The organism is Planomonospora antibiotica, from assembly GCF_014647955.1.
Lineage (GTDB): Bacteria > Actinomycetota > Actinomycetes > Streptosporangiales > Streptosporangiaceae > Planomonospora > Planomonospora parontospora.
Genome location: NZ_BMQE01000021.1, coordinates 102,401 through 118,484, shown reverse-complemented (window position 1 = coordinate 118,484; position 16,084 = coordinate 102,401). Strand labels below are relative to the sequence as shown.

Annotated in this window: 13 protein-coding genes; 5 read left to right on the top strand and 8 right to left on the bottom strand. The window is 74.9% G+C overall.

The features are described 5' to 3' along the window. Window positions 1-229 (bottom strand): helix-turn-helix domain-containing protein (locus IEZ06_RS20080; protein ID WP_189238237.1); only part of this gene is annotated, 229 nt, incomplete at its 3' end. A gap of 158 nt (window positions 230-387) precedes the next feature. Here IEZ06_RS20080 and IEZ06_RS20075 point away from each other — a divergent pair. Next, window positions 388-1,032, top strand: coding sequence for an MBL fold metallo-hydrolase (locus IEZ06_RS20075; protein ID WP_308427672.1), 645 nt, complete (start codon window positions 388-390; stop codon window positions 1,030-1,032). A gap of 113 nt (window positions 1,033-1,145) precedes the next feature. On the opposite strand, the gene mnmA is transcribed toward IEZ06_RS20075, so the two are convergent. Further along, a complete protein-coding gene (gene mnmA / locus IEZ06_RS20070) occupies window positions 1,146-2,222 on the bottom strand; it encodes a tRNA 2-thiouridine(34) synthase MnmA (protein WP_189238236.1) in 1,077 nt (358 codons plus the stop codon). A gap of 60 nt (window positions 2,223-2,282) precedes the next feature. Here mnmA and IEZ06_RS20065 point away from each other — a divergent pair, with 60 nt between their 5' ends. After that, the gene (locus IEZ06_RS20065) at window positions 2,283-3,329 is read left to right on the top strand and encodes a DUF695 domain-containing protein (RefSeq protein WP_189238235.1); all 1,047 of its coding nucleotides are present in this window, start codon (window positions 2,283-2,285) and stop codon (window positions 3,327-3,329) included. 197 nt (window positions 3,330-3,526) lie between these two features. Next, complete coding sequence (locus tag IEZ06_RS20060) at window positions 3,527-4,648, top strand: SAM-dependent methyltransferase (protein WP_189238234.1); 1,122 nt, start codon at window positions 3,527-3,529, stop codon at window positions 4,646-4,648. A 113-nt stretch (window positions 4,649-4,761) separates the two neighbouring features. Here IEZ06_RS20060 and IEZ06_RS20055 read toward each other — a convergent pair whose 3' ends face one another. After that, window positions 4,762-5,925, bottom strand: coding sequence for a cysteine desulfurase family protein (locus tag IEZ06_RS20055; protein ID WP_189238233.1), 1,164 nt, complete (start codon window positions 5,923-5,925; stop codon window positions 4,762-4,764). 111 nt (window positions 5,926-6,036) lie between these two features. Between IEZ06_RS20055 and IEZ06_RS20050 the strand changes: the two genes are divergently transcribed. Together IEZ06_RS20050 and IEZ06_RS20045 are read left to right on the top strand one after the other, a co-directional pair. Next, window positions 6,037-6,543, top strand: a complete 507-nt coding sequence (locus IEZ06_RS20050) for a TetR/AcrR family transcriptional regulator (protein WP_189238232.1) — start codon at window positions 6,037-6,039, stop codon at window positions 6,541-6,543. 183 nt (window positions 6,544-6,726) lie between these two features. Next, window positions 6,727-7,926: an MFS transporter gene (locus tag IEZ06_RS20045; RefSeq protein WP_189238231.1), complete on the top strand. Its 1,200-nt coding sequence runs from the start codon at window positions 6,727-6,729 to the stop codon at window positions 7,924-7,926. Window positions 7,927-7,999: 73 nt separating this feature from the next. On the opposite strand, the gene IEZ06_RS20040 is transcribed toward IEZ06_RS20045, so the two are convergent. From IEZ06_RS20040 to IEZ06_RS20020, 5 genes are all read right to left on the bottom strand, one after another. Continuing rightward, on the bottom strand, window positions 8,000-8,953 hold the full coding sequence (locus IEZ06_RS20040) for an electron transfer flavoprotein subunit alpha/FixB family protein (protein ID WP_189238230.1): 954 nt from the start codon (window positions 8,951-8,953) through the stop codon (window positions 8,000-8,002). A gap of 19 nt (window positions 8,954-8,972) precedes the next feature. After that, window positions 8,973-9,752, bottom strand: a complete 780-nt coding sequence (locus IEZ06_RS20035; protein ID WP_189238229.1) for an electron transfer flavoprotein subunit beta/FixA family protein — start codon at window positions 9,750-9,752, stop codon at window positions 8,973-8,975. A gap of 308 nt (window positions 9,753-10,060) precedes the next feature. Further along, window positions 10,061-11,350, bottom strand: coding sequence for a serine/threonine-protein kinase (locus tag IEZ06_RS20030; protein WP_189238228.1), 1,290 nt, complete (start codon window positions 11,348-11,350; stop codon window positions 10,061-10,063). 230 nt (window positions 11,351-11,580) lie between these two features. After that, entirely contained in the window at window positions 11,581-13,680 is a 2,100-nt protein-coding gene (locus tag IEZ06_RS20025) for a serine/threonine-protein kinase (RefSeq protein WP_189238227.1), read from the bottom strand. After that, window positions 13,677-16,028 (bottom strand): serine/threonine-protein kinase, encoded by a 2,352-nt coding sequence (locus tag IEZ06_RS20020; RefSeq protein WP_189238226.1) that lies wholly within the window; start codon window positions 16,026-16,028, stop codon window positions 13,677-13,679. The genes IEZ06_RS20025 and IEZ06_RS20020 overlap by 4 nt, the downstream gene beginning before the upstream one ends. Window positions 16,029-16,084: the final 56 nt, after the last annotated feature.

The following is a 16,084-nucleotide window of genomic DNA, read 5'->3' as shown; positions in this document are numbered from 1 at the left end:
ACACCTCGGCCAGGAAGGCAAGCTCCTCGCTCTTCTTCCACTCGGTGAGCTCCGCCGAGGATTGCACGTAGGAGATTCTGTGCTGCTGGCCGTACCAGGCCCGCGTGCGCTCGGCCAGCGCCTTGTTGTACACGAGGCGGACGCAGCCGAACGTGCGGGACAGCTCGGCTGCCTGCTCGTCCGTGGGGTAGAAGCGGTACTTAAAAGCCCGCTTGACCTGCTGCGTCATGCCTCACGTCGTATCAGTTTCCGTGTGAGCGGCGGGTTTCGGCCGGTGGCCGTAGACGCCGAATCGCCCTGGCGGCGATTCGCCTTTCCCTGCCCCGCTACGCGGGAGCTTCGTTTCCTCCCCAGCCTGAAGGCCGGGGTATCCACGAAGGAGGTCCCATGATGAAGCTCACGAAGTTCGGACATGCGTGCGTGCGCCTGGAGAAGGGCGATTCGGCGCTGGTGATCGACCCGGGTTCCTTCAGCGAGGAGTCCGCACTCGACGGCGCCCGGGCCGTGCTCATCACCCACGAGCACTTCGACCACGTCGATCCCGAGCGGCTGCGCCGGGCCGCCGAGGCCGACCCGTCCCTGGAGATCTGGACCTGCGAGGGCGTGGCCGCCGCGCTGGCCGGCGTCCCGGCCGAGATCCACGTCGTGCGGGACGGCGACGCGTTCGGTGCGGCCGGGTTCCAGGTGAAGGTCGTCGGCGAGTGGCACGCGCCGAACCACCCCGACCAGCCGATCGTGCAGAACGTCGGCTTCCTGGTGGACGAGGAGGTCTTCTACCCCGGTGACGCGCTCACCCCGCCGGGCGTCGAGGTTCCCACGCTGCTGGCGCCGACCAACGCGCCGTGGCTGAAGGGCTCGGAACTGATCGCCTACCTGCGCGAGGTCCGTCCCGCGCGGGCCTTCTCCACCCACGACGGGCTGCTCAACGAGATCGGCCTGGGCATCGTCGACCGGTGGCTGGCGCTGGAGTCGGAGAAGCAGCAGGCCGACATGCGCCGCCTCAAGCCCGGCGAGTCGGTCACCCTGCCGTAGCCGGCGCCGGCCCGCACCGCGCGGAGGGGCCGCCGGCGGATCGCCGCGGAGCCGGACCGCTCCTGCGGCGGACCGCCGCGCCCCTCCAGTCCGCGGCCGCCCGGCCGCGCCGCTCAGGCCGCCGACGCGATGGTGGCGGAGCCGATCACGGTGTCGCCGAGGTAGAGCACCGCGGCCTGGCCCGCCGCCACCCCCGTCGCCGGGGCGTCCAGCTCGATGCGGAGCCGCTCCCCGTCGCCGGAGACCTGCGCGCGGCAGCCGTACACCTCGCCGTGCGCGCGGAGCTGGACGATGCAGGCCAGCGGCTCGCGGGGCGCGTCCACCGGGCCGTTCCAGACCGGGCGGACGGCCTCGACGACCGTGACCTCCAGGGACGAGCGCGGGCCGACCGTGACCGTGTTGGAGACCGGTTCGATGGACAGCACGTAGCGCGGCCTGCCGTCGGCGGCCGGGCGGTCGATGCGCAGGCCCTTGCGCTGGCCGACGGTGAAGCCGTAGGCGCCCTCGTGGCTGCCCACGACCTCGCCCGACTCGTCCACGATCGGGCCCTCGGCCGCGCCGAGGCGGTCGGCCAGGAAGCCCCGGGTGTCGCCGTCGGCGATGAAGCAGATGTCGTGGCTGTCGGGCTTGTCGGCCACCATGAGCCCGCGGCGCGCGGCCTCGGCGCGGACCTCGGCCTTGGTCGAGTCGCCGAGCGGGAAGATCGCGTGACCGAGCTGCTCGCGGGTGAGCACGCCGAGCACGTAGGACTGGTCCTTGCCCTCGTCGGGGCTGCGGTGCAGCACGCCGTCGACGATCCGGGCGTGGTGCCCGGTGGCCACGGCGTCGAAGCCCAGGGCGAGGGCCCGGTCGAGCACCGCCTCGAATTTGATCTTCTCGTTGCAGCGCAGGCACGGGTTGGGCGTGCGGCCGGCGGCGTACTCGCTGACGAAGTCCTCGACCACGTCCCGGTGGAACCGCTCGGCCATGTCCCAGATGTAGAAGGGGATGCCGATCACGTCGGCGGCCCGGCGGGCGTCGCGGGAGTCCTCGATCGTGCAGCACCCCCGGGCGCCGGTCCGGTAGGACTGCGGGTTGGCCGAGAGCGCCAGGTGCACGCCCGTGACGTCGTGGCCCGCCTCGGCGATGCGAGCGGCGGCCACGGCTGAGTCGACGCCGCCCGACATGGCGGCAAGCACACGGAGAGCCATAACCCTCCTGAGCCTACCCGCGTTGGCAGGTGCCCCGTCGTACTGGGAGAATCCGGGACCATGCGACTGTTCGGGCGCAAGAGCGAGCCCTCCGGCGAACCCGCCGACGGCATCGCCGGGTTCTGGTCGTGGTGGGCGGAGGCGAGACCGGAGCTGGACGCGATGGTCGCCGCCGGGGAGGCCGACCGGCTGGCCGAGTGGATCGCGCCCGCGGTGCGGCTCGTCCATCCCTCCCTGGTGTGGGAGATCGCCCCCGGCCTGGCCGCCGACCAGGCCCTGGTGGTCACCTCCGCCGGAGATCCCGAGCTGCGTCCCGTCGCGCACCGCTGGGCCGCCGCCGCACCGCCCGCCGCCGCGCGGTGGGAGTTCCACCCGTCCCGGCAGGCCAACCCGGAGGCCATGGCCCTCACCCTCGACGTGGCGGGCCACGGGTTCGGGCTGGACGGGCTCGTCCTCGGCCTGCGGGCCCCGCACGGCGCCCCCCGCGTCGACGTGGTCGCCCACCATCCGATCTTCGACCTCGTCGACGAGGAGACCCGGACCGAGGCGACGCTGCTCGCCCTCGACTGGCTGCTCGGCGAGGACGACGTGGCCCGCTGGGTCGGCGACGTCTCCGCCTCGCGGTTCCCGCCGATCGACGCCGTGCCCGCGGTCCACCTGCCCGCGGTGGTGGCCGACCTGGCCTCCGGCTTCCGGGAGGAGCAGTGGGCGCTGCTGGAGGGCGAGACGGCCGGCGGCGCCCGCCTGATCGCCACCGCCCGCTACCCGCTCCGCCCGGTCGACCACCCGCTGTTCGACCAGCACATCGCGATCACCCTGCCCTACCTGCACCGCGACGCCGACGGCCTGCCCACCGGGCCCTCCCTGGACGCCCTGCGCGACTTCGAGGAGCGCCTGGCCGGGCGGATCAGCCGGTTGCACGGCACCGCCCTGCTCGCCGTGCACACCAGCGCCGAGGGGCAGCGGGTGCTGCACGTCTACGCCGACCCGGCGGGGGATGCGGCGATCCACGCCAAGGAGCTCGTGGTGAGCTGGGAGGAGGGCCGGCCCCGGGTGGACGTCGTCACCGACCCCGGCTGGATCTCCGTCTCCCCGTTCCTGAGCTGAGCACGCCCGCCCCCGCACCGGCGGACCCGGCCGTCCCCCGGACCCGCGGAACGGCCGGCCCGGACACGGAGAAGCCGGGTGGGGAAGGACCGGACGCCTGGCCGAATCCGTACCGCGTTATGCGCATTCCTGCATACCGCCGCGCGCCCGTTCCGGAAATCCTGGTGGCACACCCTCGTCCACCAGGAAGGACCGTCATGACCGCGCCGAACACCGAACTCTCCCCGCAGCCGGGGACCGACCGCGGGGAGCTGCTCGCCGAGCGGTTGTTCGACGGCGCCGTCGGCGCCCTGGAGCTCTTCTCGGTCTACCTCGGCACCGAGCTCGGCCTCTACCGGGCCCTCGAGCGGCACGGCCCGCTGACCCCGGCCGGACTGGCCGAGCGGGCCGGGATCGCACCGCGCTACGCGCGCGAGTGGCTGGAGCAGCAGGCCGTCGCCGGCCTGCTGGAGGCCGCCGGCGAGGAGTCCGCCGACGAGCGCCGCTACCGCCTGGACCCGGCGCACGCCCGGGTGCTGCTGCACGCCGACGACCCCGCGCACGTCGCGCCGTTCGCCCACCTCCTCGCCGGGATCGGCGGCGTCCTGCCCCGGGTGGCCGAGGCCTACCGCACCGGCGGGGGCGTGCCGTACGAGGCGTACGGCCGGGCGTTCCGGTACGGCCAGGGGCACATCAACCGGCCGGCCTTCACCCACGAGCTGCCCACCGCCTGGCTGGCCGCCCTGCCCGACGTGGTCGAGCGGCTGGAGGCGGACCCGGGGACGGGCCCGCGGCCGCGCGTCGCCGACGTGGGATGCGGGCAGGGCTGGGCGGTCCTCGCGCTCGCCCGCGCCTTCCCGCACGCCCTGGTGGAGGGCGTCGACCTGGACGAGGCCTCGATCGCCGACGCGCGCGGCCACGCCGCGCGGGCCGGCCTCGGCGACCGCGTCCGCCTGACGTGCGGCGACGCGGCCTCGATGGCCGCCTCGGGCCCCTACGACCTGGTGCTCGTCCTGGAGGCGCTGCACGACTTCGCCCGGCCGGTGGAGGCGCTGCGGGCCGTCCGCGCCGCCCTCGCCCCCGGCGGCGCGGTGCTGGTCGCCGACGAGCGGGTGGCCGACCGGTTCACCGCGCCCGGCGACGGGGTCGAGCGGATGATGTACGGCTGGAGCGTCACGCACTGCCTGCCCACCCAGCTGGTCGAGCGGCCCTCGGCGGCCACCGGCACGGTGCTGCGCGCCGACGTCCTGCGCGGGTACGCGGCCGAGGCCGGTTTCCGGCGGTGCACCGTGCTGCCGGTCGACAACGACTTCCTCCGCCTGTACCGGCTCGACGGCTGAACCGGCCCGCCCCGTACGGCACCGCGGTCCCGGACGCCTCTCCCGCGGTCACCACGACGGTCCCGGACGCGCCCGCCGGGTCGCGCGTCGGCCCGGCGCCGTATCCGGCCGGGTCAGGTCAGGCCGGCGCGGCGGGCGCGCTCCACGACCGTGCCGATGACGTCGGCGACGCGGTCGACGTCGGCCCCGGTCGAGGTGTGGCCGAGGGAGAAGCGCAGGGAGCCCCGGGCCCTGATCCCGTCCGCGCCCATGGCGAGCAGCACGTGGGAGGGCTGGGCGACCCCGGCCGAGCAGGCGGAGCCGGTGGAGCACTCCACGCCCTTGGCGTCCAGCAGCATGAGCAGGGCGTCGCCCTCGCAGCCGGGGAAGGAGAAGTGCGCGTTGCCGGGCAGGCGGTTCACCGGGTCACCGTTGAGGATCACGTCGGGGACGGCCTGCCGTACGCGGCGGACGAGGTCGTCGCGGAGCTCCGTCAGCCGGGCGGCGGTCTCGGCCCGGTGGGCGACCGCGGCCCGCACGGCCGCCGCGAGCCCGGCGATCGCCGGGGCGTCGAGGGTGCCCGAGCGTACGTCGCGCTCCTGGCCCCCGCCGTGCAGCACCGGCACCGGCTCGACCCCGCGGGCCAGCAGCAGCGCGCCGACGCCCATCGGGCCGCCGATCTTGTGCCCCGAGAGCGTCAGCGCGTCCACCCCGGAGTCCGCGAAGACCACCGGGAGCTGGCCGAGGGCCTGGACCGCGTCCGTGTGGAACGGGATGCCGTGGTCCCGGGCGATCGCGGCGAGCACCCGGACGGGCTGGACGGTGCCGACCTCGTTGTTGGCCCACATCACACTCACCAGGGCGACGTCGTCCGGGCCTCGCTCGATGGCCTCGCGGAGCGTCTGCGGGTGGACCCGGCCGAACTCGTCGACGTCGAGCAGCTCGACGGTGGCGCCCTGGTGGTCGGCCAGCCAGTGCGCGGGGTCGAGCGCGGCGTGGTGCTCGACCGCGCTGACCAGGATGCGGGTCGCCCCGGCGGCCCGCCGCGACCAGTAGAGGCCCTTGATCGCCAGGTTGTCGGCCTCGGTGCCCCCCGCGGTGAAGACGACCTCGCTGGGCCGGGCGCCGAGGGCGTCCGCGATGGACTCGCGCGCCTCCTCCACCACCCGGCGGACGCGGCGGCCCGCCGCGTGCAGCGAGGAGGCGTTGCCGACCCTGCCGAGGTGAGCGGTCATCGCCTCGATCGCCTCGGGAAGCATCGGCGTGGTCGCCGCATGGTCGAGATAGGCGGACTCCACAGCCGCACTCCCCTCCGCAACTCTTTTTCAGCCCTCCAAGCGTATCCGCGACCGTGAGGGACGGTTCCCCCGAGCTTGCTGCTGTACCGTCCGGACGGTACAGTGCTCGGCATGAGACGTGAGGAGCTGCTGGACGCGGCCGAGGGCCTGCTGTCCGACCAGGGCTCCTCGGCGCTCACCCTGGCGGCCGTCGCCGAGCGCGCCGGCTGCAGCAAGGGCGGCCTGCTCTACCACTTCGCCACCAAGGAAGCCCTGATCAAGGGCATGGTCGAGCGACTGATCGGGGAGTTCGACGAGCTCGTCGCCGCCCAGGGCCACGACACCTACACCAAGAACTATCTGGCCGCCACGTTCGCCGCCGTCCAGAGCGGCAGGCTGCGCCGCTGGGCGGTGGTCACCGGGGCCTCCGGCAACCTCTATCTCCTCACCCCGCTGCGCGAGGCGATGGCCCGCTGGCACCGCGAGGGGCTGGAGACCGAGCCCGACCCGGTGGCCGCGCGGATCGTGCGCCTCGCCTGCGAGGGCGTGTGGGACGTGGCCAGCCACGACCCCGGGCTCTACGACCAGCGGCACTACGCCGAGCTGGAACGGCGGCTGCTGGACCTGCTCGGCGGCTGACCGCGCCCGGCCGCCGGCCCGCTCCGGCCCCGGCGGGCTCGTGTCCGCCCGGCCCCCGGACCGCTCCGGGACGACCCCGCCCGCACACACGGACTGGTGGTCGCTCCCGCACGCGGCGGAAGCGACCGGCTTGTGTCTGCCCGATAGCCGTCACCTGCAAACCTCTTATGAAGGGATCGAGTCATGACCCGCGACCTGAGGAGGGCCCGTAACGGGGCAATCCTCACTTTCGTCCTCGGCGGCCTGCTGTGTGGATCGATGACCGTGCGCCTGCCCGCGCTGTCCGACAAGCTCGGCCTGTCCGAGACGTCGATCGGCGTCACCCTGCTCGTGTGGGGCCTGGGCGCGCTGGTGACCATGCAGTCGATGCGCGGCGTGATGACGCGCGTCGGCAGCCGGAGCGTCCTGCGGGTCGGCGCCCCCCTCTGCGCCGCGGCCCTGGTCCTGCTGGCGTTCGCGCCGACCTTCCCGCTGCTGCTGGCCGCCGCCGGGCTGTTCGGCCTGGCGTTCGGCGCGGTGGACGTCGCGATGAACGCGCAGGGCTCGACCGTCGAGCGCGCCCACGGCCGCCCGCTGATGAACGGCATGCACGCCGGCTGGTGCGTCGGCGCGATCGCCGCCGGCGTGGCCGGCACCGCGGCCATCGCGGCGGGCCTGTCGGTCACCGCCCACCTGGCCCTCGTCGCGCTGGCCGCGCTGCCCGTGCTGGTCGCCGTCAGCCGCTCCTATCTGCCCGACCCCGCCCCGGAACCGGCCGCCCGTAACGGGGCCCGGCACCGCATGCCCCCGGTGGTCTACCTGCTCGGCGTGATCGCGTTCTGCGCCTTCATGGTCGAGGGCACGATCGCCGACTGGAACGGCCTGTACCTGCGTGACACGCTGGGCGCCCCGGAGGCCGTCGCCGCCCTCGGCTACCCGGTCTTCGAGGTCGGCATGCTGCTGGCCCGTCTCGCCGGCGACCGCGTCCGGGCCAGGTTCGGCGCCCGGAACATGATCGTCCTCTCCGGGCTGGCCACCGCCGCCACCTTCGCCGTGGTCATCACGGTCCCCTCGGCGCCGGTCGCCGTCGCGGCCATGTTCCTCGTGGGCCTCGCGGTGGCGACGGTCTCCCCGGTGGCCATGTCCATGGCCGGCGAGGCGACCCGCAACCCGGGCCCCGCCATCGCCCAGACGGGCGCGATGGGCTACGCCGGCCTGCTGCTCGGCCCGGTGGCCATCGGATTCCTGTCGGATCTGTCGTCGCTGCGGACCGCGCTCGGCGGCGCCGTCGCGCTCGGCGTCCTGATCGCCGTGGCCGCCCGGTTCCTGCCCCGGGCCGGCACGGGTACGGCCTCCGCCGCCCCGGCCCGCTCCCCCGAACCCGAGCTCACCATGGCCGGCTGACGGCGGGGACACGAAGCAGGAGGGGCGGGGAGCACGTGCTCCCCGCCCCTCGCTTCCGTCCGCGTGCGATCGCCTACTTGCGCTTGGCGATCTCTTCGGTCAGCTGCGGCACGACCTGGTTGAGGTCGCCCACGACACCGAAGTCGGCGAGCTCGAAGATCGGCGCCTCGGGGTCCTTGTTGACGGCGACGATCGTCTTGGCGGTCTGCATGCCGGCCCGGTGCTGGATGGCCCCGGAGATGCCCGCCGCGATGTAGAGCTGCGGCGAGACGGTCTTGCCGGTCTGGCCGACCTGGAACTGGTGCGGGTACCAGCCCGCGTCGGTGGCGGCGCGGGAGGCGCCGACGGCCGCGCCGAGCGAGTCGGCCAGCTTCTCGATGAGCGAGAAGTTCTCGGCCGAGCCCACGCCCCGGCCGCCGGAGACCACGATCGCGGCCTCGGTGAGCTCCGGACGGGCGCCCTTCTCCTCCTTGACCCGCTCCACGACCCTGGCGGTCTTGGACGCGTCGGAGACGGCCACGCTGACCTGCTCCTCGGCGCCCGCGCCCGCGGCGGCCTCGACCGGGCTCGCGTTCGGGCGAACCGCGATGATCGGCAGGCCCTTGGTGACGCGCGCGCGGACGTTGACGCCGCCGCCGAAGATGGACTGGTCGGCGACCAGGCCCTCCTCGATGCCGACGACGTCGGTCAGCACGCCGGAGTCGGTCCGTACGGCGAGCCGGCCGGCGATCTCCTTCGCCTCGGCCGTGGCGGCCACCAGCACCGCGGCCGGCGAGACCGAGGAGACGAGCTGGGCCAGCAGGTCCACCTTGGGCGCGACCACGTAGTCGGTGATGTCCGCGGAGTCGGCGACGTAGATCTTCTCGGCGCCGTGCTCGGCCAGCCTGGCCTTGGCTTCGGCGGAGTAGCCCGGCCCGGTCCAGACGGCCGACGGGGCGCCCAGCCTGCGGGCGAGCGTCAGCAGCTCGAGCGTGACCTTCTTGATCTGGCCGTCGACGTGCTCGACGAGAACGAGAACTTCGGACATGTCAGCTATTCCCCCGTCCTCAGACGAACTTCTTCGACGCGAGGAAGTCGGCGGCCTTCACGCCGCCGTCGCCCTCGTCCTTGACGATCGTGCCGGCCGCGCGCGGCGGGGCCGCGGCGAAGTCGACGACCTCGCTCCAGGAGTTGGCCAGGCCGACCTGGGAGCCGTCGATCCCGGCGTCGGCGACACCGAGCTTCTCCACCGGCTTCTTCTTGGCCGCCATGATGCCCTTGAAGGACGGGTAGCGCGGCTCGTTGATCTTCTCGACCACGGAGATCACCGCGGGCAGCGAGGCCTCGACCTTGTCGTAGCCGTAGTCGGTGACGCGCTGGACGGTGATCGTCCCCTTGCCCACCTCGACCTTCTTGGCGAAGGTGAGCTGCGGCACGCCCAGGCGCTCGGCCAGCATGGCGGCGAGCACGCCGGTGCGGGCGTCGGTGGACTCCGAGCCGAGGACGACCAGGTCGAACCCGATCTTCTTCAGTGCCTGGGCCAGCGCGTGGGAGGTGCCCAGCGCGTCCGAGCCGTGCAGGGCGTCGTCGACCAGGTGGACGGCCTTGTCGGCGCCCATGGCCAGAGCCTTGCGGATGGTGTCGCTGGCCTTGTCGGGACCCATGGTGAGGACGGTCACCTCACCGCCGTGGGCCTCCTTCAGCAGCAGCGCCTCCTCGACCGCGTATTCGTCGAGCTCGTTGATGACGCCGTCGGCGGCGTCGCGGTCGAGCGTCTTGTCATCGGACCTCAGCTTGCGCTCGGTCGCCGTGTCGGGGACCTGCTTCACGCAGACGACGATGTTCATGGCCGGTGGCCGACCTCCCGTGTTCGCGTGCGCCGCCGCGTCGCCGCGGCTGACGCCGGATGCTCGGTACGCGCACGCGGGGCACGTGCACGCGGATGCCAAGACTGCCAGGTGCCCGAGGGCGTCGTGACAGCGGGTGGCCCGGCCGGGACGTGCCCGATCCTGGTCCCCCGCCCTCATGTTACCCATCGGTAGCTTAGGCGCAAACCGCCACCCCGTACGGCTTTCGCCGCCCGGGGGGCTCCTACCCGGCGAGTCACCCCCTCCACCATACCGAACTATGTTCCGGAGCGGCGGGCGGGCGGAGGTCAGCTGCTCAGCAGGATGACGACCAGCACGAGGACCACGGTGCCCAGCGCCAGCCCCAGGCTGAGCGGGCTGAAGAACGCCGCCAGGACGGCCCAGAGCAGGACGACCCCGGCGGCGCAGGACAGGTCGAGGACCGCGCGGCCGCGGTTCCGCCGGGCGAACAGGGCCACTCCCCCGTCGACGAGCATCACCGAGCCGTAGACCGTCAGCAGCAGCAGCGAGACCTCGGGCAGCGGGCTCTTGGCCGTGGCCGCCGCCAGCGCCGTGAACAGACCGGTTCCGACGGCCCAGCGCCGGTGGAGCACGGCCCGGCGGCGCTCCCGGGCCTCCGGCGGGAAGGCCGCGGACCGGATGCGGCGGCCCGGACGCCACTCCCGCGTGCTCAGGCCCTGCACCCCGGTGGCGGGGGCCCCGCGGACCGCCGCCTCCGGCGCGCCGACGGCGGCCACCAGCGGGCGGGCGCTCGGCGCCGGGGCCGCCGACGGGCGGGCACCGGGCTCCGGAGCCGCCAGGCGGAGCGGCAGCAGGCTCGCCGGCGGCCGGTCGGACGGGTCGCGGGCCAGGCACTCCCGCAGCAGCGGCTCCAGCCAGGACGGCACGTCGTCGAGGTCGGGATCGTGGTGCACGACCCGGTAGCCGACCGCCGAGGCCGGACCGGTGCCGTACGGGTGACGGCCGGTCGCCGCGTAGGCCAGCGTGGCCGCGAACGAGAAGACGTCGGCCTCCGGCCCCGCTCCGCCGCCCTCCAGGACCTCCGGCGCGAGGTAGCCCGGCGTGCCGAGGACCGCCCCGGAGGCGGTGACCCCGGCGGAGTCGAGCAGGCACGCGATGCCGAAGTCGATCACGACCGGCTCGCCGCCCTCGCAGATGACGTTGGCCGGCTTCAGGTCGCGGTGGACCACCCCCGAGGCGTGGATCGCGGCGAGCGCCTCGGCCAGGCCGTGCGCCAGCCGTACGAGATCGTCCCCGGCGACCGGGCCGCCGGCGGCGACCGCCGCGTCGAGCGGGCGGCCCTGGACGTAGCGGGTGGCCAGGTAGGGGCGGTCGCCGTCCAGTGAGGCGTCGAGGATCTCGGCGACGTGCGGGCTGCGCACCCGGCGCATGGCCTCCACCTCGCGGGCCAGCCGGGTCAGGGCCGTGCCGTCGGCCGCCACGTGCGGGTGCAGGACCTTGACCGCCACCGTGCGCCCCCCGGGGTCCAGCGCGAGGTGGACCTCCCCGAAGCCTCCCGCCCCCAGCGGCGAGAGCAGTCGGTACGGCCCGCAGTGCCCGTCGTCCGGCGCTCCCATGCGACTCCCTCCGGCGGCTCCCCTTCATCGTCCCCCAGGGATCGCGGGATCGCACGGGGCGCGGGCAAGAAACCCCCCATCTCCGGACACCGAACCCGGGCCGAACGGCACCCGCCCGCCGCGCCCCGCACAAGGGACGGTCATCGGACCCCGCCCGCCGCGCCCGGCGCAGGGGACGGTCATCGAACCCCGCGGGCGCGGCGACCTCCGCCGCCGGACGGGGGAGGCGGTCACTTCCAGAAGGACAGGAACCCGAGGCCCACGCTGTTGAGCAGGTCGTCCACCAGGCCCCCGATGAGATCCATCACGCCCATCGCGCTCTCGTTCGCCTGGGCCTTCCAGTTCTCGGTCAGCTCGCGGACCGCGACGGACGGCGGCCGCCACGGATCGAAGGACGGGTTCATCCCCAGCGCCGCCATCACCGTGAAGAAGGCCAGCGTGCCCAGGATGATCGTGGTCACCATGGCGGCGCCCGGGCTGCGGATCACCCCGGTCAGCGCGCGGGAGACGGCCTTGCGGGGCTTGCCCCCGCCGGGCAGCACGAACAACCCCGCCACGAAGGCGCCCGCCGCGTAGGCGGCGGCCTGGTCGGTGCCCATCTTGCCGATGTAGACCAGCGCCCCCCAGACGCACATGCCGAACATCGCGGCCAGCGGGCCGGTGAGCAGCGTCGCCGCCGCGGCCTTGAGCAGCGCCCAGGGAGTGCCGACCAGCACGAGCAGCGGGTCGGAGGCGCTGCTGCCCCGCACCGAGCGGCGCTCGGCCAGGTCGCCGAAGAGGTTCTCGCCCACCCGGAGGCAGAGCACCGCCACCAGCGCGATCGCGCTCACCGCGACGGGCAGCACGCAGGCCAGCCCGACCGCGATCACCAGCAGCAGCACCGCGGCCAGCGGGTGACCGGTGCGGTACGGAGGACGCGCCTGCCGCTCCGGGGCGGGCGGGGTGTGGCGCGGGGCGGGCGGGGCGTAGCCCCGGGGCTGGGTGGCCGGGGGAGGGTACGGCTGCGCCGGGCCCGTCGGCTGCGGCGCCGGGTAGCCGGCGACCCGCTGGTCGGGATAGGGCGGCGGGGCGGCCCGCCGCGCGGCGGGCGGGGCCGGGACGTACGGCGGCGGCGGGGTGGCCGGGACGTAGGGCGGCGGGGCCGCGGCGGCGGAGCGGCCCCGGTCGTCACGGGGGTCGCGGGCCCTGCGGTCGCGCCGTTCGGGCTTGGCGTACTCCACCGGGGGGAGCAGGTCGGAGAACGTCTCGTCCTGCGCCAGGGCCCGGGCGCCGTTCGCGGGCGCGGGCGGGACCGGGTCGATGATCTTCGTGCCGTCCGGCGGGACCGGATCGATCACCCTGGTGCCGTCGGACGGCATCCGGCCGATCACCTCGGTCCCGTCCGGCGGGACCTGATCGATGATCTTCGTGCCGTCCGGCGGCGGGGCCTCCCCGGGCAGCACCCGGGTGCCGCCGCCGAGCACGGCGGTGCGGGGCGGCGGCTCCGCACGGGACCCGGTGTGGGACTCGGAGTGGAACGCCGTCACCGCGGGGTCGAGGGAGCGCGCCGTCCGGTAGAGCTCCTGCGCGCCCGGCCGGGCCGCGGCGTCGACGTCCAGCGCCCGCCGGAGCCAGCCGCGCAGCCAGGCGGGGGCCAGGTCGAGGTTGGCCCGGCCCTCCATGATGTTGAAGCAGACGACCTCGAAGCTGCCCGTGCCGAACGGCGGCTTGCCGGTCGCGGCGAAGAAGACCGTGGAGGCCAGCGCGTGCACGTCGGCCGCCTGGGTGATCTCGGAGTCACGGATGATCTCCGGGGCGAGGTAGCCGGGCGTGCCGACGAACATCCCGGTCTGGGTCAGCCGGGTCGCGTTGACCAGGTGCGCGATGCCGAAGTCGATGACCAGCGGGTCGCCGTCGACGAGCATCACGTTGGCCGGCTTGAGGTCGCGGTGGACCACGTCGGCGGCGTGGATGGCCACCAGCGCGGCGCACAGCCCCCGCGCCAGCCGGATCACCTGGTCGTCGAGGAGCGGGCCGTCCGCCAGGACCGTCTCCTCCAGCGTCCGGCCGGGGGCGAAACGGGTCACGATGTACGGCTGCGCACCGGTCAGCCGGGCGTCCAGCACCTCCGCGACGTGCGGGCTGCGCACCCGCCGCATGGTCTCCACCTCGCGGGTGAGCCGGTCGCGCGCCTTGAGGTCGGCGGCCACGTGCGGGTGCAGGACCTTGACGGCCACCTCGCGCCCGTCCTCGTCGAGCCCCAGGTGGACGGCCCCCATGCCGCCCTCGCCGATCTTTCTCAGCAACCGGTACGGCCCCAGCCGTTCGGGCGCCTGCGTGTCCCCCGTCATCGCGCCTTCCTCCGTAACCCGTCCAGTTCCTTCACCACCGCCCCGACGTCCGCGGGCCGCCACTCCGCCTTCCTCGCACCGGTCCCCACGGTGTCGCCCGCGAGATAGACCATCAGCGCGGCCACCACGCCCAGCGCGGCGGCCACGGCCACGGCCCCGTTCCGCGACGGCACCAGTGATGCCAGCGTACGTCGCATCTGCCGTCCGGGGCCCTCGACTCCGGGACCGGCGCAGACCGTCGCCAGGGCGATCGCCGCCCCCCAGCCGAGCGCGTTGACCGCGGGCATCCGCGGGACCAGCACGGCGAGCAGCAGCGTCACCGGCAGGCCGAGGATGAGCCCGTACGGCACGAGCGCGACCGTGACACCGGCCGACTTCAGCAGCGCGCCCGGCATGGCGAGCACCCGGAGCACGTCGGCCGCGGCCTCGCCGGCCGGGCGGCGCGCGTTGAGCCTCGGCTGGGCGATGTCGGCGGCGCGCAGCAGGATGACGACCGGGATCACCGCGAGCCAGACGAGGACCGGAAGCACGACCGCCGCGACCGCCATGACCACCAGCAGCAGCACGCTCGCCACGCCGTGGACCCCGGAGGGCTGCACCGCGTGGCCCCGCCCCTGCCGCTCCGGCTGTCCTTGCCGCTCGTGATGCCCCGGGCCCTGGACCTGCCGCCCGTCCGGGTGGAACGGACCGGGGGCGGCCTGGCCGTGCCGGTCCGCCGGAGGGTAGGGGTACTGGGGCGTCGCGGCCGGGCGGACATGCGGCGTCCGCTCGAACGAGGCGGGCGGCTGCTCGAACGAGGCGTGCGGCGGGTACGGCTGCTGCGGCTGCTGGTAGGAGTGCGGGGGCGGCTGCTGCGGCTGCCGGTGCGGCCGTGCGGACGGGCCGGGGCCGCGCATGTGCTCCGGCAGGTCCTGGGGGCGGACCCGCTGGGTCGGGATGTCCCCGTCGGGCACCGGCGCCGTGGGGCCGAGCAGGCCGGCCGCGCCGGACCCGTGCGCTCCCGCCGGCCGTCCCGGTCCGCCGTGGTCCGGTCCGCTCCGTCCCGCCAGGCCCGGCCCGGCCTGCCCCGCCTGCCCCGTCCGGTCGCGGCCGGGGGCCCTGGTCGTGGGGACGTCCTCCTGGCCGAGCAGCCCGGTGGGCAGGTCGTGCGAGGGCCGCGCGGGCGGGGAGGGGGCCGCCGCCTGGCGCAGCTCCTCGGACGTCACCCTGCGGGTCGGCCACGGGTCGGGCTGGTCGGAGTCGAGCAGCGAGGAGTATTCGCCCGGCCGGGCGGCCGGGGGCCACGGTGTGGACGGCGCGGGGCCCGCCGGCCGCGAGGACACCGGCGTCGGCACGTCCCCCGGGTCGGCGGGCAGGAGCGAGCCCGTGGCGAAATCCCCGGCGCCGGTCCCGGCACCGGTCGGCGCGCCGTGGCCGCCCGCGCCCCGCCCGCCGGCGCCTCCGCGCCCTCCCGGGCCCGCGTGGCCGCCGGTGCCTCCGCGGCCGCCCGGGACCGGGTCGTCGAAGCTCGGGACGGTGGTGATCTCGTCGGGGACGCGGGGGCGGCCCCCGCCCGTCCTGGCCAGCAGGCGCGCCGTCTCGGCGGCCAGCTCCGCGGCCGGGGGCCGCTTGGACGGGTCGCGCTGGAGCGCGGCGCGCAGCACCGGCTGGAGCTCCGGCGGGGCGCCGTCCACGTTCGCCCGGCCCGCGGTGATGTTGTAGAAGATCATCTCCAGCGTGCCCTTGCCGAAGGGCGGCTGGCCGGTGGCGGCGAAGACGAGCGTGCCCGCCCAGGCGTGCACGTCCACCTCCGGTCCGGCCTCGTGCCCCTCGATGATCTCGGGGGCCAGGTAGCCGGGCGTGCCGATGAACATGCCCGTCTGGGTGAGCCGGGTGGCGTCCACCGCCTGGGCGATGCCGAAGTCGATGAGGACGGGCCTGCCGTCCAGGATGAGCACGTTGCCGGGCTTGAGGTCGCGGTGGATCACCCCGACGGAGTGCACGGAGGCCAGCGCCGAGGCGACCCCGTGGGCGACCTGGAGCAGCGCGGGGAGATCGAAGGGACCCTCCTGCTTGACGACCTCGTCCAGCGGGTCGCCGGCGACGTATCTGGTGACGATGTAGGGGCGGTGGCCGGTCACGTCGGCGTCGAGCACCTCCGCGATGTACTCGCTGCGCACCCGCCGCATGGTCTCGACCTCGCGCGAGAGGCGGCGGCGCGCGACGTCGTCGCCCGCCACCTCCGAGCGCAGGACCTTCACCGCGACCTGCCGCCCCTGCGGGTCGACGGCGAGGTGCACCACGCCCATGCCGCCCTCACCGAGCCGCCGCAGCAGTCGGTACGGGCCCAGTCGATCGTCCTGATTCATGGCATGAAGCACCATACCGGCTTAAACCCCGCCTACGAGATGAACCATCAGGCCAC

Excerpts from the sequence above, each read along its gene's own strand:
- IEZ06_RS20075 (WP_308427672.1), top strand. The coding sequence starts at position 388 with ATGATGAAGCTCACGAAGTTCGGACATGCGTGCGTGCGCCTGGAGAAG.
- mnmA (WP_189238236.1), bottom strand. The coding sequence starts at position 2,222 with ATGGCTCTCCGTGTGCTTGCCGCCATGTCGGGCGGCGTCGACTCAGCC.
- IEZ06_RS20065 (WP_189238235.1), top strand. The coding sequence starts at position 2,283 with ATGCGACTGTTCGGGCGCAAGAGCGAGCCCTCCGGCGAACCCGCCGAC.
- IEZ06_RS20060 (WP_189238234.1), top strand. The coding sequence starts at position 3,527 with ATGACCGCGCCGAACACCGAACTCTCCCCGCAGCCGGGGACCGACCGC.
- IEZ06_RS20050 (WP_189238232.1), top strand. The coding sequence starts at position 6,037 with ATGAGACGTGAGGAGCTGCTGGACGCGGCCGAGGGCCTGCTGTCCGAC.
- IEZ06_RS20045 (WP_189238231.1), top strand. The coding sequence starts at position 6,727 with ATGACCCGCGACCTGAGGAGGGCCCGTAACGGGGCAATCCTCACTTTC.
- IEZ06_RS20040 (WP_189238230.1), bottom strand. The coding sequence starts at position 8,953 with ATGTCCGAAGTTCTCGTTCTCGTCGAGCACGTCGACGGCCAGATCAAG.
- IEZ06_RS20035 (WP_189238229.1), bottom strand. The coding sequence starts at position 9,752 with ATGAACATCGTCGTCTGCGTGAAGCAGGTCCCCGACACGGCGACCGAG.
- IEZ06_RS20030 (WP_189238228.1), bottom strand. The coding sequence starts at position 11,350 with ATGGGAGCGCCGGACGACGGGCACTGCGGGCCGTACCGACTGCTCTCG.
- IEZ06_RS20025 (WP_189238227.1), bottom strand. The coding sequence starts at position 13,680 with ATGACGGGGGACACGCAGGCGCCCGAACGGCTGGGGCCGTACCGGTTG.
- IEZ06_RS20020 (WP_189238226.1), bottom strand. The coding sequence starts at position 16,028 with ATGAATCAGGACGATCGACTGGGCCCGTACCGACTGCTGCGGCGGCTC.